Origin of the sequence: Bradyrhizobium sp. 33ap4 (genome assembly GCF_032654765.1) — a bacterium.
GTDB classification, from domain to species: Bacteria; Pseudomonadota; Alphaproteobacteria; order Rhizobiales; family Xanthobacteraceae; genus Bradyrhizobium; species Bradyrhizobium australafricanum.
On sequence record NZ_JAUMTJ010000105.1, the window covers coordinates 1 to 16151 of the forward strand.

The following is a 16151-nucleotide window of genomic DNA, read 5'->3' on the forward strand; positions in this document are numbered from 1 at the left end:
GCTCTCTCCTCGGCTAATCCAAGGAGGGGGCAATTCCTCATGGCGCCGAGGGGGCAGTTTTCCATGGCGCGCGACAGTCTGGAATGGCGGCCTCGGCGCGCCGCGTCGGGGCCGTTCGTGTTTGTGGGCTGGACTGTGGGCTAATTTCGGTAGCTTAGATTAATTGTATTGTTTTCAACAGCTTAGGTGTGTATTGATCGGCTGATGCCGCAGCGGCGCCGACTACCGCAACAACTGTTTCCTTGGCCAGTCCAGATGCCGAGCTGATCGACCTGGGGAGCCGGTTCGTCGAAATATCGCGGCTTCGGGATGCCGCGAACGATGAAACGGGCCGCCTGGTTGAGATCGCCCGCCGGTCATACCCGCCCGGGACCTATCGGGACGCGTGTCTGCGCGGCGAGGAGGCGCGCAGCGCGTACAATGCAGCTATAGCCGACGCTAACGAGCAGTCGGGCTTAGCAGCGGCGCAAGAGGCGTTTGATGGCGCCATGGATCAGTTGTGCGCGCACTACGCCCGCATGATCGCAATGCGCCCGACGACGATCGACCATCGCTTCGGCGGTATTCCATTTCGAGTGGGATAGGGTCGAATACGCCGAGGGGGCCATCGAAGACGCAGCGCTCGCCGTGCTGGTCGCCGGCCTACTCGATAAGTCACTTCCGGATCATCTGCCAGTGTCGAGGCGGAAGAGTGCGAACTAATCAGCAAGCTCGCGACCAACGCGGCAAAGAAAGCGCTGTTCGCCAAACTGGCAGCGCATCACCGAGCACTCGCTGACGAAGTCGCGCGCGCAATGATTCCTGCGAGAGTACGCGCAGCGCACCGCCTTGCGAGGCGGCAATCCCCACAGGGCGAAAGCCTACTCTCGGGCCGCCGACAGCCTGGCGGCTCTTGCCGTCCCGCTGGACGTGCTCATCGCCGAGGATCGTCTTACGGAGATCCCGGGCGTCGGCAATGCGATCGCCGACATCATCACCAAGCTTCAGAAGACGGGCAGTCATCCCAGCCTCGAAAAGCTGCGGAAGGAGATCCCCACCTTCGCTTTCGCAGAGCTTAAGACGATGCCCGATGCGATCCGGCAAGGTCGGCAGGTGATGCCGCCGCAGAAGGCTTCGACCGCGCTGGTCTCGGCGGCGGCAGAACCGACGCCGGAAATGCAAACTGTCTTCATGCTGCGCTCTGCGTGGTTTCGTGACGAGCATGGGCAACGGAAGTTCGCGGGCCAATACGAAGATGCGACCATGCCGATCGCAGCGGCACTCCGTGCCCTGGACCAATGCATCGCGGTCGACGTGACCGATCCGCGCCGCGCACAGCTCTGTGGCGTGCGCGGCGGGGACTTCAATCCGCAGGCGGCTGATGTGATCGATCTCGACACCATCGAGGAGCCGATGAGCGCGACGCCCGTCGAGCTCGATCGGGTGCTGCGCGATGCCGTCTTCACCGTGATCGACCGCAGCGCAGATGCGCGCACGATCCAGATTGAGGTGCCGCGCCTGTGACCGCGAAAACCGCACCTCCCGGCTGGGCCATCGCATCGAAACGCGTATCGACGGCTACATCGCAGCGCGGGGAGACCGCATCCCGGTCGCCGTGGCGAAGATGATCGCCCGCGCTACGTGGCAGCCGGGGCACGGCGCCGTCGCAGCTAGCGGAATCCGATTCCCTCAACGTGTCGCAGGTCTGAAGCCGGACGACCAGGATGCGGCGCGGCATACGGCTACAATAAACGTGGTCCGGATCGTGCCGACGGCTCGGGAGATCGCCCAGGCCGGGACCGTTGCGGATTGGCCGGCATTGTTCGGGCATCAACAGCGCGACGGCGCGACAAAGCGGGTTGAGGAGCGCCGATGATCACCTTGCCGATTACACGAAGCCGATCCGGATTCAGCTGAAGTCTGAGGCCAGCCGTTGCTAGGCTGCAGCGCTCGGTGCCCGCCGCGGTCGAGAGCGCTCTCTGGATGCCTGATGGAGGCATAGCGACGACTGCCAAGGCGGTTCAATGCGACCTGGTCCTCCATGCAAGGGGGATGGTTCGTGGTTGGGTCTGAAACGGCCACAGCAGCGGTCGAACTGGCCTTGGTGCGCATTCGCTCGTTGGCAGCCATGGCATGGCACGACCAGCTAAAACGACAACACCGGGAATAGGAACAATCCCTTAACCGGTCGGTTGATCGTCTGTTCAGTGCCGACCGTCATCGGCGTTGAACAAGGGATGACGTAGAAAACTTGGTCTCGGCACTTAACCGTCTCGTGCTGAGGCCTTCCTTTGCGCGAAGCGATGCGATTTGAGAGAAAGCTGTATGACGCCTAATGAACGCCGTGACATGCCATGGATTATTGGGGCTGCTGCTTTGGCTTTTGTCTTGTCGATCGTTGCCGGCGGCATGACGTACTTCCGGTAGCGGCCGGTCGGTTAGCCCGGGCGAGTATCGGGACCATTCACGAGTTGCCTCTCTAGCTCGGAAGCGCGACTTTCCAAGTCATTCATCTCGAGCCGGATTTTGAGAGCTAAATCCGTGTCCTTGCTTTGCTTAGCCAGGGCGAGATCCGTCTCTAACTCGCTCAGGTCCATCAAAATCTTCCCCAATTCCACGCTCGTCGCATAGGTCGGATCATCTTCAAGGTGGCTGTATCGGCTCCCGACCGCTGTACGAGATCGAGCCTCCTCATCGCGTTCGCGGTCGCCGATTGCGGAGAGAGCGCTTTGCGGGCTAGCGTTCTCGTGACGTTCATCGGCGATATGTTGTCTTTGGCTATCGCGCTCACGCCGGGTTTTCCTCGCCAGCAGGTAAACGACCATCACAGTGGCTAGGCCGATAACGATCGCAATGGCTGGACCGATGACGCTCATTTGTTACACCCTTATCCTTCTCCACAGGTCCAGACCACGAACTGACTTTCGACGCAGCCGATATTTGCTCGCAAATCAGCTTGAGTGAATAGATGCGCCCGCGGCACAGCCGCGGAGGGTTTACCGCGCGTTTTCAAATGAGCACGCCAGAAGACGTTCCAAAGAAGAGAGAAACAGATGGCGCACGGGATCAAAATCGGCTGCCGCAAGAAAGGCACGCCGAACAAGTTTTCAGGGCAGCTGAGCGCTGACCGAACCGGCGCGGTATCGCCAGGCGCGACCGTCCCGCCGGCCCGCACCACGCCAAGCACCCCGGATTTGAACGGAGGGTCAGTTTCCGCCGACGAGAGCATGTGCCGCTTAAGGCCGGCTCGGAAGCGGTCCATGAGGACGCACGGCGTCTGGAGGCCAGTCAGCTCTATGATCGCCGTGGGTCCGAGCTTGATGAGGGACCCGAGCGGCATTCGCTCAAGGTCCAGGCCGGCAATATGTTCTCGGCGAGATCGCCCGCGCCGACGTCGAAGCCAGCTTCGAGAAGGGATGCGAAGATTTCGGATTGGATCAGATGGACCTGTCGGAGATTGGGTAGGCGGGGCTGGCGGCGGGAGAGATAGCGGTGCCGGACGAACGCCGGCGTGGGCGTCGCCTTCGACGCCGTGACCTTCCACCAGGACTATGCAGTCCTGCGTCGGTTTGCTGAAGTGGTGCCCGCGGTCAGCCGCGACCGCCACCACCGTTCCTTCGAGCGAGTGGTCTTGTGCCAATGGCATTAGGCGACGCGGAAGAGCGAGCGCCGCCTCTGGCCGAGGTAGCGCGTGATCTCGGGAAGCGTCATCGCGTTCAGGACCCTGTCCGGCGGCACACCGCCTTTGCGCGCCATCTCTACACCCCAATGCATGTGATTGAGTTCAGGCGCCGAGTGCGCGTCCGGATTGATGCTCATCATGCAGCCGAACTCGAGCGCCGCCTCATGCCAACGCCAGTCTAGGTCAAGCCGCCATGGGTGGGCGTTGGTCTCGACGGCCACGTCATGCTTCACACATGCCTGCAACACTTTCTCAACGTCGATTTCGTAGCCTGGCCGCCGCTGGATTTGCCGTCCGGTCATGTGGCGATGATAGTGGTTTGAGGATGCGAGATGGCCCGGAGCATGCGCTGCGTCTGGGCCTTGTCGGTTCAATTTGAACCGGCCGCGAATGCTCGCGACCACGAAGTCGAATCGCTCCAGCACGTCGTCGGCATTGTCGAGCGACCCGTCGGCAAGAATGTCGGACTCGATTCCTTTGAGGATCCGGAAATCCTTGCCGAATCGCTTGTTCAGCCGGTCGGCTTCCCTGTGCTGCTGCGCGATCTCCTCGACAGAAAGACCGCCAGCATAGTGGCCGCACGTGGAATTGAGCATCAGCCGAACGCCAGCTCAGGCGGACGGCGTCCATCACCGAGGTCGGACAATTCCTGCGGCCTTCCGTCATGGAACCTGAAAAGATGGCTAGGGAAGGGCCGTGATGCGGTTCTTTGTTCCGCATTGTGTTGACGTTCTGAACGAAATTTTGTGCCCCCACCGTACCCGCTCGAAAGGGAACTCACCGCTGGGACCCTGCGTTGGCCAAGTGTACTTCTACAGCCGCCGGGGGCCGTCAAGAAAGTCGAGCTACTGACGCCGGCCTGCCTCCTTCCGGGATGTGGCATCCGCACTTTTGTCAGGGAGCATCGATGATCGAAGCTGACGACCTCGCAAGCGCGCCCGATGAAATCAGCGCGGCCCAGTGGCGTCAGATCGTCAATGGCGCGACTGATACGGCCATCATCAGCGCCGATGAACGCGGACTCGTTACCAGCTGGAATACCGGCGCGAGCCGGATCCTTGGCTGGAGCGAACCCGAAATGCTCGGCAAGTCCTTGGACCGGATCTTTGCCGCAGACGCTGGCCAGGCGCAGTTGCGCAAAGAAATGGAAGATGCGACCGCGCACGGTAGGGGCGGCGGCGAGGAAGGCTGGCGCCTCCGCAAAGACGGGAGCCGTTTCTGGGCGGTGGGCGAACTGAGCCCGATCCGCGAGGGCGGAAAGATCGTCGGTTTCGTCAAGATCCTGCGCGACCGCACGATCCAGCGGGAGGCCGAGGAGATGATCCGTGAAGAGCGGCATTCGCTCGAAGTGCTCAATCGTGCCGGATCGGCCCTTGCCCTCGAGACTGATCTCCAGCGCCTGGTGCAAATCGTAACGGATGCGGGCGTCGAACTCAGCGGTGCCGAGTTTGGGGCGTTTTTCTACAACCTCACCAACGAGGCCGGCGAAAGCTACATGCTCTACACGCTTTCGGGAGCGCCGCTGGAGGCATTTTCGAAGTTTCCGATGCCGCGAAATACCGAAGTGTTCGCGCCGACCTTCAACGGCGAGGGCATCGTGCGCTCCGACGATATCACCAAGGATCCCCGCTATGGCAAGAATGCGCCGCGTCGAGGCATGCCCGAAGGCCATCTGCCCGTCCGGAGCTATCTCGCCGTTCCCGTGATTTCGCGGACGGGGGATGTGATCGGAGGCCTGTTCTTTGGCCACGGCAAGCCTAGCGTCTTTTCGGAGCGCTCCGAGCGGGGCCTCTCGGGGCTCGCCGCCGAAGCGGCCGTGGCAATCGACAATGTCCGTCTTTCGCAGGCGTCGCACCGCGAAATCGCAGAACGCAAGCGCGCCCAGGAGGCGCTCGTCGAGTTGAATGCCACGCTGGAAAAGCAGGTGATCGAGCGCACCGAACAGCTTAAGCGCAACGAGGAGGCGCTGCGGCAGTCCCAAAAGATGGAAGCGGTGGGGCAGTTGACGGGTGGGGTCGCCCACGACTTCAACAACCTTCTCCAGGTGATCATGGGAAATCTCGACACGTTGCAGCGTAATGTTCCTTCGGATTCCGCGCATCTGCAGCGCGCCGTGCGTCACGCGATGAATGGCGCCCAACGGGCGGCCTCGCTTACCCAGCGCCTTCTCGCGTTCTCGCGCCGCCAGCCCCTCGATCCCAAGCCGATCGACGTGAACGTTCTGGTCAACGGCCTTTCCGAGATGGTCCATCGCACGCTCGGCGAGACGATCGCCGTGGAGACCGTGCTCGGCGCCGGGTTGTGGCGCGTGGAAGCCGACCCCAATGAGCTCGAGGCTGCCATCCTCAATCTCGCCGTCAACGCTCGCGATGCCATGCCAAATGGGGGAAGGCTGACACTTGAGACCGGTAACGCCCACATCGACGAAGCCTATGTCGCGGCACATAGGGAAGTGGTGGCGGGCCAGTACGTCGTCATATCGGTCACCGACACCGGCGTTGGCATGGACCGGCAGACCGTGGCGCAAGCGTTCGAGCCCTTCTTCACGACGAAACCCGTCGGCAAAGGCACGGGACTTGGGCTGAGCCAAGTGTATGGCTTCGTCAAGCAGTCGGGCGGTCATGTGAAGATTTATTCGGAACTTGGGCAGGGCACCACCGTCAAAATTTACCTGCCTCGTCTATTAGGTGACTCGTCGGATGACACCACACCTGATGAGACGCTCAATCCGGAGGCGACCCAGGAAGAGACCATTCTCGTCGTCGAGGATGACGCCGACGTCAGAGCCTACTCTGTCGACAGCCTCCGCGAGCTCGGCTATCGCGTGCTGGAGGCCCATGATGGGCCGGCTGCTCTGCGGATTCTAGACCGGCAACCCCGAGTGGATCTCCTGTTTACAGACGTGGTCCTTCCGGGCGGTATGACGGGCGCGCAGGTCGCCGCTCAAGCCAGAGCCATCCGCCCCTCCTTGAAGGTGCTGTTCACTACCGGATATGCCCGCAACTCGATCATTCATCACGGCCGGCTCGATAAGGGCGTGCAATTGATCGTCAAGCCCTTCAGCTTCAATGAACTGGCCGCCAAGGTACGCGACGTGATGGATCAAGTCGAAAACTGAGCGATGGGGCGCGCAGCAGAACGAGTTGGCTTTTCTGCCGTGACACGTCAAGGATGATCATCGGCATCGAGCATTGGCCGTGGCGCCACCGATCGGGTCAAGTCAGCGCGGCGGCCGACGCTCGCGGGCGAGCCAGCCCACCGCATCTGACTTCACGGGGTCAACCTCGATCGTAACCTTTTCCGTCCTGCCGCAGGTAGAGCACTCGAACGTGCGCTCCTCGAATCCCCGCTCGCCGGAAGAGATACGCGACAGCGCGAGCCCGTGCTTGCACACCGGGCACATCGGACGATCGTTTAGGGACTCCATGCGACTGGCCTCGAAGGCAACATCGCAGGCGCTGCGGAGGACGGTTCGACTCTTACGCCTGGAGGAGGCCGCCGCCTTTGGCTATCCTCGCGAGCGCTAGTTCTGAATAGCGGGCCGTGAGACCTTTGGCTATCCGCGACAGGCGCCGTAGTTCAACGGCGGGCGACGGTCCCTGCAGTTCAATGGGGCAGGACGATTATCGTTCCTTCGACCTGGCCCGATCGCCGCTGAAACCGTCGACGTCCCGCCGACGTTGCTTTCAGGAGGTGGGTCGCAACGAGATTGCTCCGATGCTGGGGGGGCGTCGACAGCGGTCCGCAACACAGCGGGTCAATTGTGCGGGAATCGGCGGGCGGCTGCATCAAGGAAAAGCCGGAATTGTCGGCCGCCCTGCGTCTGCAATTGGAGCGGCTCCCGAAAACCGAAGCCCCCTGACTCGGCCCCCTCGGCTCGCCGATCTGTGGTTCACGCGGTAGCCGCCGCCCGCCCGGCGTCGGTGATGCGATACTCGATATCTCCGGATGGAAGTGGTTCGGTTTCCACGTGACCCGGCTCCACGAGCCGCGCCAGATTTCGTGGTCGAACGTCGGCGGGCTGACCAAGGATTCGCCGGGGAGCTTCCTCAGAAAATCGCGCTCCAGATCGGTCAGCTCCATCTTCGCGCTCCTCTGCGATCTCTTCCGGGCGACGCTGCGGGACCCGGTCGGCGCAAGAAGGACTCGATTCCGGAACCCGGCGCGGTTCACCTGCAGTTCAGGCCGGAACACCTAGTCTGTCATGGGGCGTTGCAGAAAGAGGGCCGTGATGGGTGCACCCGAGACTTTCGATGCCATGGCCATCGTCGTCGATTTGCTCGACGCGTGCCGGGACCGGCGAATGTCCGATCTGCTCGGCCTGTACGACGAAGACACCACCGTGGAATGCTGCGAAGGCGGGAGGTTCGAGGGCAGGCGGGCATTGCGTTCCTATTGGACACTGAGGTTGGCGGATCAGCCTCCCGGCCCCTTCCAGATCGAGGCGATCGTGCCGGAAGACGGCGGCATCTACCTCGAGTACCGCGATGCAGGGGGACGGCTGTTCCGGACGCGCCTCCGCTTGAACGCCGCCGGCAAGATCGTGCACTCGACCTGCAATCCGCTGGTCACCAACGATGAGGCGTTTACGGTTTGATGCCGTGACGACTGTCCGTTCGCGGCGGCCTAAGCCGACCGCTCCAGCTGCCGCCGTTGTCGATTGCGCCGTCGCCCCTCGCGTCTGCTTGGTCGCTGTGCCGGGATCGCGCGTTCGAGCAGGCGTGGCGGAGGCGCGGTCAGTGCATCGGGCTGCGGCGGCGCGGATACAGCTGAGACCTCCGGCGCGACCGGCTGGGGGGCCGACGATTCCGCAACACTGAGGATCTCGCGGCCGGCGTCGGTGAGCTGCCAGCCCGTTTCGTCCCGCAGCACCAAGCGCGGCCCGAGGTCCAGCATCCTCACGAAGGTCCCGCTTTCGTGATACTCGAGCCAGCCCCGATCCCTCCAAGCCAGCCCAATACTCAGCCGGCGTCGCCTTGTCCTGGTAGAGCATCGGATAGTTGATCTTTTCGATGCAGATCCGGCCGATCCTGGATCGGCTCGAAGGCCCGAGCGTGCTCCATGATCCTGCGCGCGGCTTTTTCGGATTCGGAGTAGGGGCGGTCGCCAACGTGTTTCATTGCTATGAATTTAGAGAGTTAGAAACGGCCGCAGCAACCTTTGGGGGCCAAGAGGCAGTCGCTGGGGCCGCTGTCTCGGCCGGTTCGCTCCGGCCGACTCGCGAATGAAACCGTGTCAGCTTTGCACGAGCAGAGCAATTGCAACGATTGCGAAAGGGCAAAGCCCCAAAAGGACGATGCCTACGCGGACGAATGTTTCGGCCATGGCACACCCCGACAGTGCAGCATTTGTCACATAGCTTAAGCCCGGGCGTCTCTCGCTGAAAGCGCAATTTATGCCGGATGCACGTAGCCCGAATAGGCTATAAAACCGCACGTCCAAAGCGCTCCTCGCAGACGCTAGGACCTATTGTTTTAATGTCTCGGGTTCAAATCGGCGGAGGGCCGCCGACTCGGCCCCAAGGGGCTGCATGGAACTTCCGCCGCCAAAGCCACTAATAGCGAGCCAGATTGGCAGGCCCCCTACCTTCGAGATGCTTGTCGATTGTCCGTTTCGCTGCAGCGATCGCTTCCTGGGTACGTTGATAGGTCATTGTTCTGATCGTTTGTCCGCCAGCGATCGGCGTCGCTTCCACCAAGAACCCGCCGCCGGGTTGCTCGATAATCACCAATCGGTGCGCTAGATATTCAAGTTCGTCCGTCACGTTGGTGATCTCGTTCTGGATTTCGGAACAAGCGGGTAGGCCCGGAATGTTCCAAATGTCGAGGTCGGTCTTCCGGGCGCAGCAAGCTCTGCGTTGGTGTCAGCGCTCTCACAACTCGATGGCGGCCGCTTCCGGCTTTAGGTGGAGGGCGCGACGCCGCCCGCTTAAAATACACACGGACCGTTGGCTCTAGCCCCAGGATGTAAAGTGCAAAATCCTGACGAGTTGATGACTGCGGCGGTACGTAAATGTTTCTTACCTAAGAAGGAGTAGGCTCTGGGCTTGACCGACGCCTCGGGTCGAAGCTGGCACTGAAGCGCTAGCCGTCGTGGGATTGAAGGTCGCACGCGACGCAAAACAAGCCGCTAGGAATTCGCCATTCCGCGCAGGTACGCAATCCGTGGGTCAAGGCGCGCCGCCGGTCAATGAAAGAGTTTTTCGAGCTCTACGAGAATATGCATATGATCCTTCGTGGTAACCGTCATCGCGCGCTGCGACCGTGTTGGATCTTGTCGGGGTTGACTGGCGAAATGGTGATCACGATTGCGGGTTGGACCACGCAGACAATGGACACCGCCCGACATTGCCGGGTGGGTGGCCGCGGGTCGATGCTGAACTCATCGGGCTCGCTGCGAAGTTTGAGCCGTTAGTGCGCGAATACTACGCGCGGCATGTAGAATGGGCGCGGTTGCACACGAAGATGCATGAAGAAATGGACGAGCGGTTTGGTGAGGGTGCGCCGATCGATGTGTGGGATAAAGCAAATAACAGATCTCTGACCGAAAAAGGCAGGTTCTTTGAGGAGGCCCGCGACAGGCTGGGTATTACGGAGATTTGCGAGCATCGGCGGACTGAAGGCAAAAGCACTCGTTGCATTCTGGCACGCCAGTCCGCTTTGTGCGGGTGATGGCGAGTTCTACTTTCAAGACGAAGCCGCCTTTCAGAGTCTGTTCCAGTCGCTGAGTTCTGTGGGCTTGCGGGTAGTGATCGGGCCACGGGGTATGCAATGCCCGAGTGGCCGAACGTCGAGCAGCAAGATGAAGACGACGAGGCGGTCTGAAACGGGCTAGCTCGCGCTGGCTCAAGAAAAAGACGCCGCCGGTCTCAAAAATACACGCCCGGCGGCGTTTCCTTCCTGAACTGGGACGCTGAAATTCCCAGCACCAAGCAAACTGCAGGGGCTGTGCCACGGGCCGATGACGCATCAAGTGCGCGTGATATGTGAGACCGTTCACACGCGATCATCGCGAGTCGGCCTAACGCACCGATGGGTGGCAACTCGGTGTCGGAGAATCATGATGCCGTTTTTCAGCAGCCAAAGCTTGGCGTCAGCAGCCGCCGCTTCAGTGCTCAGTATTCTCGTCGTGGGAGCGCTCGCCTTTTCGGCCGTTGGTTATGTGGAGTGGTCATCGGGCGTTAATCTGACCCATTTCATGGGCCGGACTGCCGCGGATGCCTCAACGCCGGTTCTACCGCTCAAGGGGCGAACAGGTTGCGAGCAGGGCAATAGGCCGCTGCCCGCGCTTTCTCTACCGCTCGAATGACGCCGACCTAAAGCGACAGCGCCGAATGTCCCTAGGAGACTAAACCGCCAGACGGGCAGGCAGGGCCTCATCGCCTGCTGGCGACGTGCATCGGCGAATTTGTGCCTGGCTCGGGCGCCCCCATAGTTGCCCATATGGCAATGCCTATGGCGAGCGCTAACAGCACGGTCTTTGTAGCAATCTTGTCGCCAGACATCTTGAGACGCCTCTCATGCGTCAGCGCGGCAAATCTCAAAAACTACGCCGCCGGGCCCGAAATGGTTTGTCCCGGCGGCGCCCTGTCATTCCCAGCGCTAGGGCCCTGAAATTCCCAACGTCACTTGCTTAGCAGGTACCCGGAGTGACGGCTGTTGCCTAACTCACACAAGGTCCAAAAGAGGAGCCGACGCTCAGGGCCGGTGCGCCAGCTCCTCCGAAACGTGACCGTGCTGCGTCCCCAACGGTCCCGTCCCTCAGAGAAGCCTGCGCCGATCACGTTGCTGATTTGCTAACGCCTCGGGAACAAGTGGGAATGCGAAGAGTCAATTCGTTGCTCCCGCGATCAGGTGCCCCCCCGACCGGGAGTTCAGTGGCGACCCTGGTGCCCCCAGCGCCGGGGTCGCTTGTAGCGTCCCCCCGAGGCCCTCGGCAAGTGCGCTGCGACGTCGAGTGCAATTCAGGCTGCCGCGGATGTACCGGCATTCTGCCTGAACCGAGGTGGCTCTTGCTCACCGGCGCCCGCGCCCCCAGCAGACGAAACGACGGCCTCAGCGATCCCTAAGCTGGGGCCGTTTTCGCGTTTTGTGTGTAGAATTGGCCGCGGGCGCGGAAGACACGCCATCGGGGCCCGGGCTATTGCGGCGAACAGGGAGGCGATTGGGGAGCGTTTGTCGTCGACCAGATGGGCTTACAGGCACCTGCGGGATTGCTTGCCATCCACACCAACATGCCCGCCACCGTTCCAGCCGACGTCGACAAGGCCTTCAAGGCCGGCAACCCACGGCCGTCCAGTCTCTCCGCAGAGGAACGACGCGCCTATGAACAGCTGGTCAGAACTCTGGCGCGAACATGCTCACCGGAGGTCACCCATGAAAAGATTGGAGGCGATGCGCCAGTTTTCGGCGTAGCTCGAGTGGTAGGCTTTAGCCCACGAGCGATGGGAGTGCTGTGGTCACCATTGTCAATTGGGGATTGGAGGACGTTTCATTAGTGCTCGACCAAATGCGCCGATCATTGCTGCCGCCTCATGATCTCCACGATCATCGAGAATGCGATGAAGCGTGCTCGCACTTTCTTGGAATACGGGCAAAAGCGATGGGTCACGTTCGCACAAGACACCTGCGATACACAGTGCAAGGGCCTCCACACCCATCTTCGCTTGAGCTAACGGATCTGCTGCCATCTTTTCCTGCCTTCATCGACAGTTTATTCGTACACTGCGCGGTCCCGGGCTCAGTTTTTGTGATGACGCTCGCTCCGGGAGGTGATCAGGCCCTTCAATTCCTCGACAAGACGCCGCCTGATGAAGCTGCGTTCTGCGTCAGTCAGTTGAGTGTCCAACAGCTTTCGGTATCGCCGTACATTTGCTTCGCGAGTCCACCGAGCATCCGCGCGGGATACTTTCAACGGCCGATGCCGCTTCGTCGCAGCATGTCGTTCGGAATCGCAAACGGCGCGCACCGGCTTGCTCAACCGAGGCAGCTGCATCGCCATTCCGCCGCGCGGCGGCGGATCATCCTCGTCGTCCAGCCGCTTCAGGGCCGCGAGGATGTCGGCAAGGCGCAACCGATGTGGAATGCCAGGGATCTCCCGCAGGGTCGGTTGCGATTCGATGACGTACATATCCGATGCCCAGGACGATAGGATGACGCGCTTCTCGTCCGTCGAGAGCCGCGCGTCATTCAATACATCGCCGGGTGAATTGTAGTGGGATACTGAATGAAATAGCGACTCATTGATGTTGGCATTGCGATTGACATGGCTCATGTCGTGCCTCCTGTTTCTCCTTTCGCCCAGAGACGCGTTGCTGAAGGCTTGGATATAGAGGTCGGCGACGGTCGTGCGCCGCCGACCTCTGGCCTTAGTTGCTGTTGATCACGATACGCTTGACGTTCGACCGTGACTGCTCGGACCTCGGTAGCGTCACGGTGAGGACGCCGTTCTTGAAGTCGGCCTTCGCCCTATCTTCCTCGACGCCATCAAGCGGAATCTGGCGCTCGAAAGAGCCGTAATATCGCTCGCTGACGAACTTGGAATCGTCGCTGCGTTCTGCTTTCCTTTCACCCCGGATTGACAGGATGCCATTGGCAATTTCAACCTGGACATCCTTTTCGCTGAGGCCTGGAAGCTCGGCGGAAACCGTAACCTCCTTGTCGGTTTCATTCAGTTCAAGGCGTGGCCAACTAAACTGGCCCTCCATCAACGGAGCGTTGATGCGACCGAATGAGCCGAAGCCGCGAAAGGCGTCATCGAACAGACGGTTCATCTCACGGTGAAGCGTGAGAAACGGATCGAATGCCTCTCGTCCGGTTGAGAGTTCTTGCCCTTTGCCCCAGGGAACGAGATCCCGAATACCCATGATATCCTCCTTAACTTGACATGCAGCTGGTCAGCGCACGGACGGGTACCGTCCGTGCGTGTTTTGGCCCAATAGGAAGCGGGCTCAGGCCGCCTTCTGCGTGATTTGTCCGCCAGGAGCGCCACTTCCGATGGCAATACGCCGAGGCTTCATGGCCTCGGGGATTTCGCGCACGAGCTCGATCCGCAGCAGACCGTTCTCGACCATTGCCGATTTGACCTGCACGTGGTCGGCGAGGCTGAACTGTCGCTTGAACGGACGCGCCGAGATACCCTGATAGAGGTATTCGTGCTGGTCCTTGTCGCCCTTGCGGCCTTCCACGGTCAGCACGTTCTGCTCAGCCGTCACCGAAATCTCGTCCTGGTTGAAGCCGGCCAGTGCGACCGAGATCTGGTAACGGTCCTCTCCGAGCCGCTCGATATTGTAGGGCGGGTAGTTGTCTTCGGACCGTTGCTGGGTTTCGTCGAGAAGATCGATGAGGCGGTCGAATCCAATACTCGAACGCCACAGGGGAGCGAAATCGTATGTCCTCATAGCCAAGTCCTCCAGAGAGCAAGATGGATACGAAGGAGCGCAAGACGATCGGTGCAAGACACCTGTCCGGCGCCCTGGTTGCTTTGCCGAGCCCAACCCGGCGCCCGGCACCGCCCGTAAGCGGCAAAAATCCAATTAGAAAAGCGGCGATCAGTTTCAAGAGCGTTCGCAAAAATTTTTTGGCTTGGTTTTAGTCGGGTTATTCCGGCCCGCGCACCGGAACCGAGTTCGGGCAGTTGGCTCGCGAGGGCACGCCGGCCATCTGCGCCGGGTCGGGAGACCGCTCAATGCTGAATCTCGCGCGGGAACGGAGAAGTTTGCACTTTGTCCCCGGGCGTGCCAGTCCCATTGCGGTATTTCCATTTGCTCTGGGGCCGGCTGCCGTGCAAAGGCTCACCACGAAGGCACGCGTCATGTGAGATCCGTTGCGCAGCCGGCGCGGAAGCCTAGCTTGCAACTGACCTGTCAGAATTTCAGCCGGCCAATCCGGGCAATTCGCTCCGCAGGCCAGTCATAATGAAGTTCACGCCTATCGCCGCTACAATGAGCGCCATGGTGCGGGTCATAACGTTGATCCCCGTTTTTCCCAGGAACCGCTCAATCGCCGCCGCCGTCCAGAGTGTCAATCCGATCAGGAATGTTGCGATGATTGACGCCGCAGCAAGCAGCGCCTTCGAAAGCCAACCAGGATTATCATTGGAAAGGGTGATCATGATGCCGACTTCGGCTGGTCCGACGAGCAAAGGGAATGCAAACGGTGTTATCGCCATTCCATGGATATCTACCTCGCTGCTGTCAACTCCGCTGGATTGCAAGAATTTCCCATACTGTGCCTGAAACATCTCGAGCGCGATGACCAGTGCGAGCAACCCGCCCGCGATACGAAAGTCATCGAGGCCGACATTGAAGAAGCCGAGGATCTGCTTGCCGAGGACCGCGGCCCCCACAAAGAAAACCGCAACCGCCGTGCATGCCAAGACGATGATACGATGGATATTTGCGCTTCGCGCCTGCCGCGTGATCGCAAGAAAGACTGGAATGGCTCCGACCGGATTCGTCAGCGCATAGAGCAGCATCGTGATTCCGACGAACTGATTCCAAAGCATAGTCGCAGCCCACCTTGGACAGCTGAACGCCGCCGCCCTCAATCCTTTTCGATGGTAATTTGTGACTCAGCTGCGAGGCCAGCCAGTGAACTCACTATTGTACGACGCAAAACGTCATCTGGAATGTCGGCGGATTTACACACGATAATGCGTGGCGCCTCGCTACGACCGGCCCAGACCAGGCTGTATTTGTGAATTAAACCGCCCGACTTGATGCTTTCAAGGGCCTCGGTAAGTAAATCGTGAAGCTGTGCCGTCATGATGGAGCCCGCAGTTAGGTGCCCGACGTCTCCAATTCAGTCATTTCCAATTCGCAACATCGCGCGAGCGAGCTCGAGCTCACTGATTGCCTGGCGCAATGCCGGCGGGCCGCACTCTTGTCGCCGTTCGCACAGGCTGCGCTCAATTCAGCAACGTGTCGACGCGCCGTGTCCGCGTGCGCCACAAGATCCGCAGCCCCTGCAAAGCTGGATCCCCGTTTCGGGTCCATGGTCAAATTGTCTCCGAGGACCTTTCGGCAAGCTGAAGCTTGGCCACAACAGACGATAGGAGCAGAGTCAGCCATTTCAAGGGTTCTTGGCTGTGGTCGCAGCCCGGAAGGCTTGTGATTGTAGAGCCGACCGCCTCGAGATCATCGTTACGAAGCAGCGAAGCGAGCCCACTGACTCGTCAGGGGTATTCTGTGACCCCGCAGCACAGCTATGCGCTCGACTTGGTCGCGACGATCACGCGGCTGCAGGCATCGTTGCCGACCAAGCTGGCGGTGCGCTGCCCTCTGGGTGCCGAACCGCGCGATCGCGACCAACATCTCCAAGCCGGTGCAATGCGACATGATGCCGATCAAGCGGGCAGGTGGGTGGTACGAGGCGCCGGGCGCGACGATGGAGCGGGCGGTTCGGCGCGACGATGGTAAGCGGCAAGGAGACCCCGTCTGGCGGAGGGGGTGAACGATCGGCTATCGGCTGCTAAGTTTGTGAGCCGATGT

The 16151-nt window shown here is 60.8% G+C and carries 14 protein-coding genes and 3 pseudogenes; 8 read left to right on the forward strand and 9 right to left on the reverse strand.

The window, feature by feature from the left end:
• The first annotated feature begins 242 nt into the window (after positions 1-242).
• Both Q2M23_RS41675 and Q2M23_RS41680 read left to right on the forward strand, forming a co-directional pair.
• Complete coding sequence (locus Q2M23_RS41675; RefSeq protein ID WP_316399202.1) at positions 243-584, forward strand: hypothetical protein; 342 nt, start codon at positions 243-245, stop codon at positions 582-584.
• Positions 585-801: 217 nt separating this feature from the next.
• A pseudogene (locus Q2M23_RS41680) lies at positions 802-1035 on the forward strand (DNA polymerase/3'-5' exonuclease PolX); the annotation flags it as partial.
• A gap of 1382 nt (positions 1036-2417) precedes the next feature.
• On the opposite strand, the gene Q2M23_RS41685 reads toward Q2M23_RS41680, so the two are convergent.
• Together Q2M23_RS41685 and Q2M23_RS41690 are read right to left on the reverse strand one after the other, a co-directional pair.
• Positions 2418-2855: a hypothetical protein gene (locus tag Q2M23_RS41685; protein WP_316399204.1), complete on the reverse strand. Its 438-nt coding sequence runs from the start codon at positions 2853-2855 to the stop codon at positions 2418-2420.
• A 769-nt stretch (positions 2856-3624) separates the two neighbouring features.
• Positions 3625-4251, reverse strand: a pseudogene (locus tag Q2M23_RS41690) (PHP domain-containing protein); the annotation flags it as partial.
• A gap of 317 nt (positions 4252-4568) precedes the next feature.
• On the opposite strand from Q2M23_RS41690, the gene Q2M23_RS41695 reads away from it, so the two are divergent.
• Complete coding sequence (locus tag Q2M23_RS41695) at positions 4569-6779, forward strand: ATP-binding protein (RefSeq protein ID WP_316399206.1); 2211 nt, start codon at positions 4569-4571, stop codon at positions 6777-6779.
• Positions 6780-7267: 488 nt separating this feature from the next.
• On the opposite strand, the gene Q2M23_RS41700 is transcribed toward Q2M23_RS41695, so the two are convergent.
• Complete coding sequence (locus Q2M23_RS41700) at positions 7268-7744, reverse strand: hypothetical protein (protein WP_316399208.1); 477 nt, start codon at positions 7742-7744, stop codon at positions 7268-7270.
• A 148-nt stretch (positions 7745-7892) separates the two neighbouring features.
• Here Q2M23_RS41700 and Q2M23_RS41705 point away from each other — a divergent pair, with 148 nt between their 5' ends.
• Complete coding sequence (locus Q2M23_RS41705; RefSeq protein ID WP_253589123.1) at positions 7893-8258, forward strand: nuclear transport factor 2 family protein; 366 nt, start codon at positions 7893-7895, stop codon at positions 8256-8258.
• 957 nt (positions 8259-9215) lie between these two features.
• Here Q2M23_RS41705 and Q2M23_RS41710 read toward each other — a convergent pair.
• Positions 9216-9425, reverse strand: coding sequence for a hypothetical protein (locus tag Q2M23_RS41710; protein ID WP_156436216.1), 210 nt, complete (start codon positions 9423-9425; stop codon positions 9216-9218).
• A gap of 550 nt (positions 9426-9975) precedes the next feature.
• Between Q2M23_RS41710 and Q2M23_RS41715 the strand changes: the two genes are divergently transcribed.
• The 3 genes and pseudogenes from Q2M23_RS41715 to Q2M23_RS41725 all read left to right on the forward strand — a co-directional run.
• Positions 9976-10332, forward strand: a complete 357-nt coding sequence (locus Q2M23_RS41715; protein WP_092088757.1) for a hypothetical protein — start codon at positions 9976-9978, stop codon at positions 10330-10332.
• 391 nt (positions 10333-10723) lie between these two features.
• Entirely contained in the window at positions 10724-10969 is a 246-nt protein-coding gene (locus tag Q2M23_RS41720; protein ID WP_225648769.1) for a hypothetical protein, read from the forward strand.
• An 844-nt stretch (positions 10970-11813) separates the two neighbouring features.
• Positions 11814-12005, forward strand: a pseudogene (locus Q2M23_RS41725) (epoxide hydrolase); the annotation flags it as partial.
• Between the two features lie 395 nt (positions 12006-12400).
• Here Q2M23_RS41725 and Q2M23_RS41730 read toward each other — a convergent pair.
• The 3 genes from Q2M23_RS41730 to Q2M23_RS41740 form a co-directional block, all read right to left on the reverse strand.
• The gene (locus Q2M23_RS41730) at positions 12401-12934 is read right to left on the reverse strand and encodes a hypothetical protein (RefSeq protein WP_253589125.1); all 534 of its coding nucleotides are present in this window, start codon (positions 12932-12934) and stop codon (positions 12401-12403) included.
• A 94-nt stretch (positions 12935-13028) separates the two neighbouring features.
• A complete protein-coding gene (locus Q2M23_RS41735) occupies positions 13029-13526 on the reverse strand; it encodes an Hsp20/alpha crystallin family protein (RefSeq protein ID WP_253589126.1) in 498 nt (165 codons plus the stop codon).
• Between the two features lie 84 nt (positions 13527-13610).
• The gene (locus Q2M23_RS41740; protein ID WP_253589127.1) at positions 13611-14060 is read right to left on the reverse strand and encodes an Hsp20 family protein; all 450 of its coding nucleotides are present in this window, start codon (positions 14058-14060) and stop codon (positions 13611-13613) included.
• A 23-nt stretch (positions 14061-14083) separates the two neighbouring features.
• Between Q2M23_RS41740 and Q2M23_RS41745 the strand changes: the two genes are divergently transcribed.
• Positions 14084-14254 carry a hypothetical protein gene (locus tag Q2M23_RS41745; protein WP_316399212.1) on the forward strand — a complete coding sequence of 57 codons (171 nt, stop codon included), beginning with the start codon at positions 14084-14086 and terminating at the stop codon, positions 14252-14254.
• Positions 14255-14533: 279 nt separating this feature from the next.
• Here the strand turns inward: Q2M23_RS41745 and Q2M23_RS41750 are convergent, their stop codons facing one another.
• Positions 14534-15166: a MarC family protein gene (locus Q2M23_RS41750; RefSeq protein ID WP_301322286.1), complete on the reverse strand. Its 633-nt coding sequence runs from the start codon at positions 15164-15166 to the stop codon at positions 14534-14536.
• A gap of 38 nt (positions 15167-15204) precedes the next feature.
• Positions 15205-15426, reverse strand: a complete 222-nt coding sequence (locus Q2M23_RS41755) for a hypothetical protein (protein WP_092088749.1) — start codon at positions 15424-15426, stop codon at positions 15205-15207.
• Positions 15427-16151: the final 725 nt, after the last annotated feature.

Coding starts and splice junctions, on each gene's coding strand:
- Q2M23_RS41730 (WP_253589125.1), bottom strand. CDS start 12,934: ATGAGCCATGTCAATCGCAATGCCAACATCAATGAGTCGCTATTTCAT.
- Q2M23_RS41750 (WP_301322286.1), bottom strand. CDS start 15,166: ATGCTTTGGAATCAGTTCGTCGGAATCACGATGCTGCTCTATGCGCTG.
- Q2M23_RS41740 (WP_253589127.1), bottom strand. CDS start 14,060: ATGAGGACATACGATTTCGCTCCCCTGTGGCGTTCGAGTATTGGATTC.
- Q2M23_RS41685 (WP_316399204.1), bottom strand. CDS start 2,855: ATGAGCGTCATCGGTCCAGCCATTGCGATCGTTATCGGCCTAGCCACT.
- Q2M23_RS41700 (WP_316399208.1), bottom strand. CDS start 7,744: ATGGAGCTGACCGATCTGGAGCGCGATTTTCTGAGGAAGCTCCCCGGC.
- Q2M23_RS41735 (WP_253589126.1), bottom strand. CDS start 13,526: ATGGGTATTCGGGATCTCGTTCCCTGGGGCAAAGGGCAAGAACTCTCA.
- Q2M23_RS41720 (WP_225648769.1), top strand. CDS start 10,724: ATGCCGTTTTTCAGCAGCCAAAGCTTGGCGTCAGCAGCCGCCGCTTCA.
- Q2M23_RS41705 (WP_253589123.1), top strand. CDS start 7,893: ATGGGTGCACCCGAGACTTTCGATGCCATGGCCATCGTCGTCGATTTG.
- Q2M23_RS41755 (WP_092088749.1), bottom strand. CDS start 15,426: ATGACGGCACAGCTTCACGATTTACTTACCGAGGCCCTTGAAAGCATC.
- Q2M23_RS41745 (WP_316399212.1), top strand. CDS start 14,084: ATGGATACGAAGGAGCGCAAGACGATCGGTGCAAGACACCTGTCCGGC.
- Q2M23_RS41695 (WP_316399206.1), top strand. CDS start 4,569: ATGATCGAAGCTGACGACCTCGCAAGCGCGCCCGATGAAATCAGCGCG.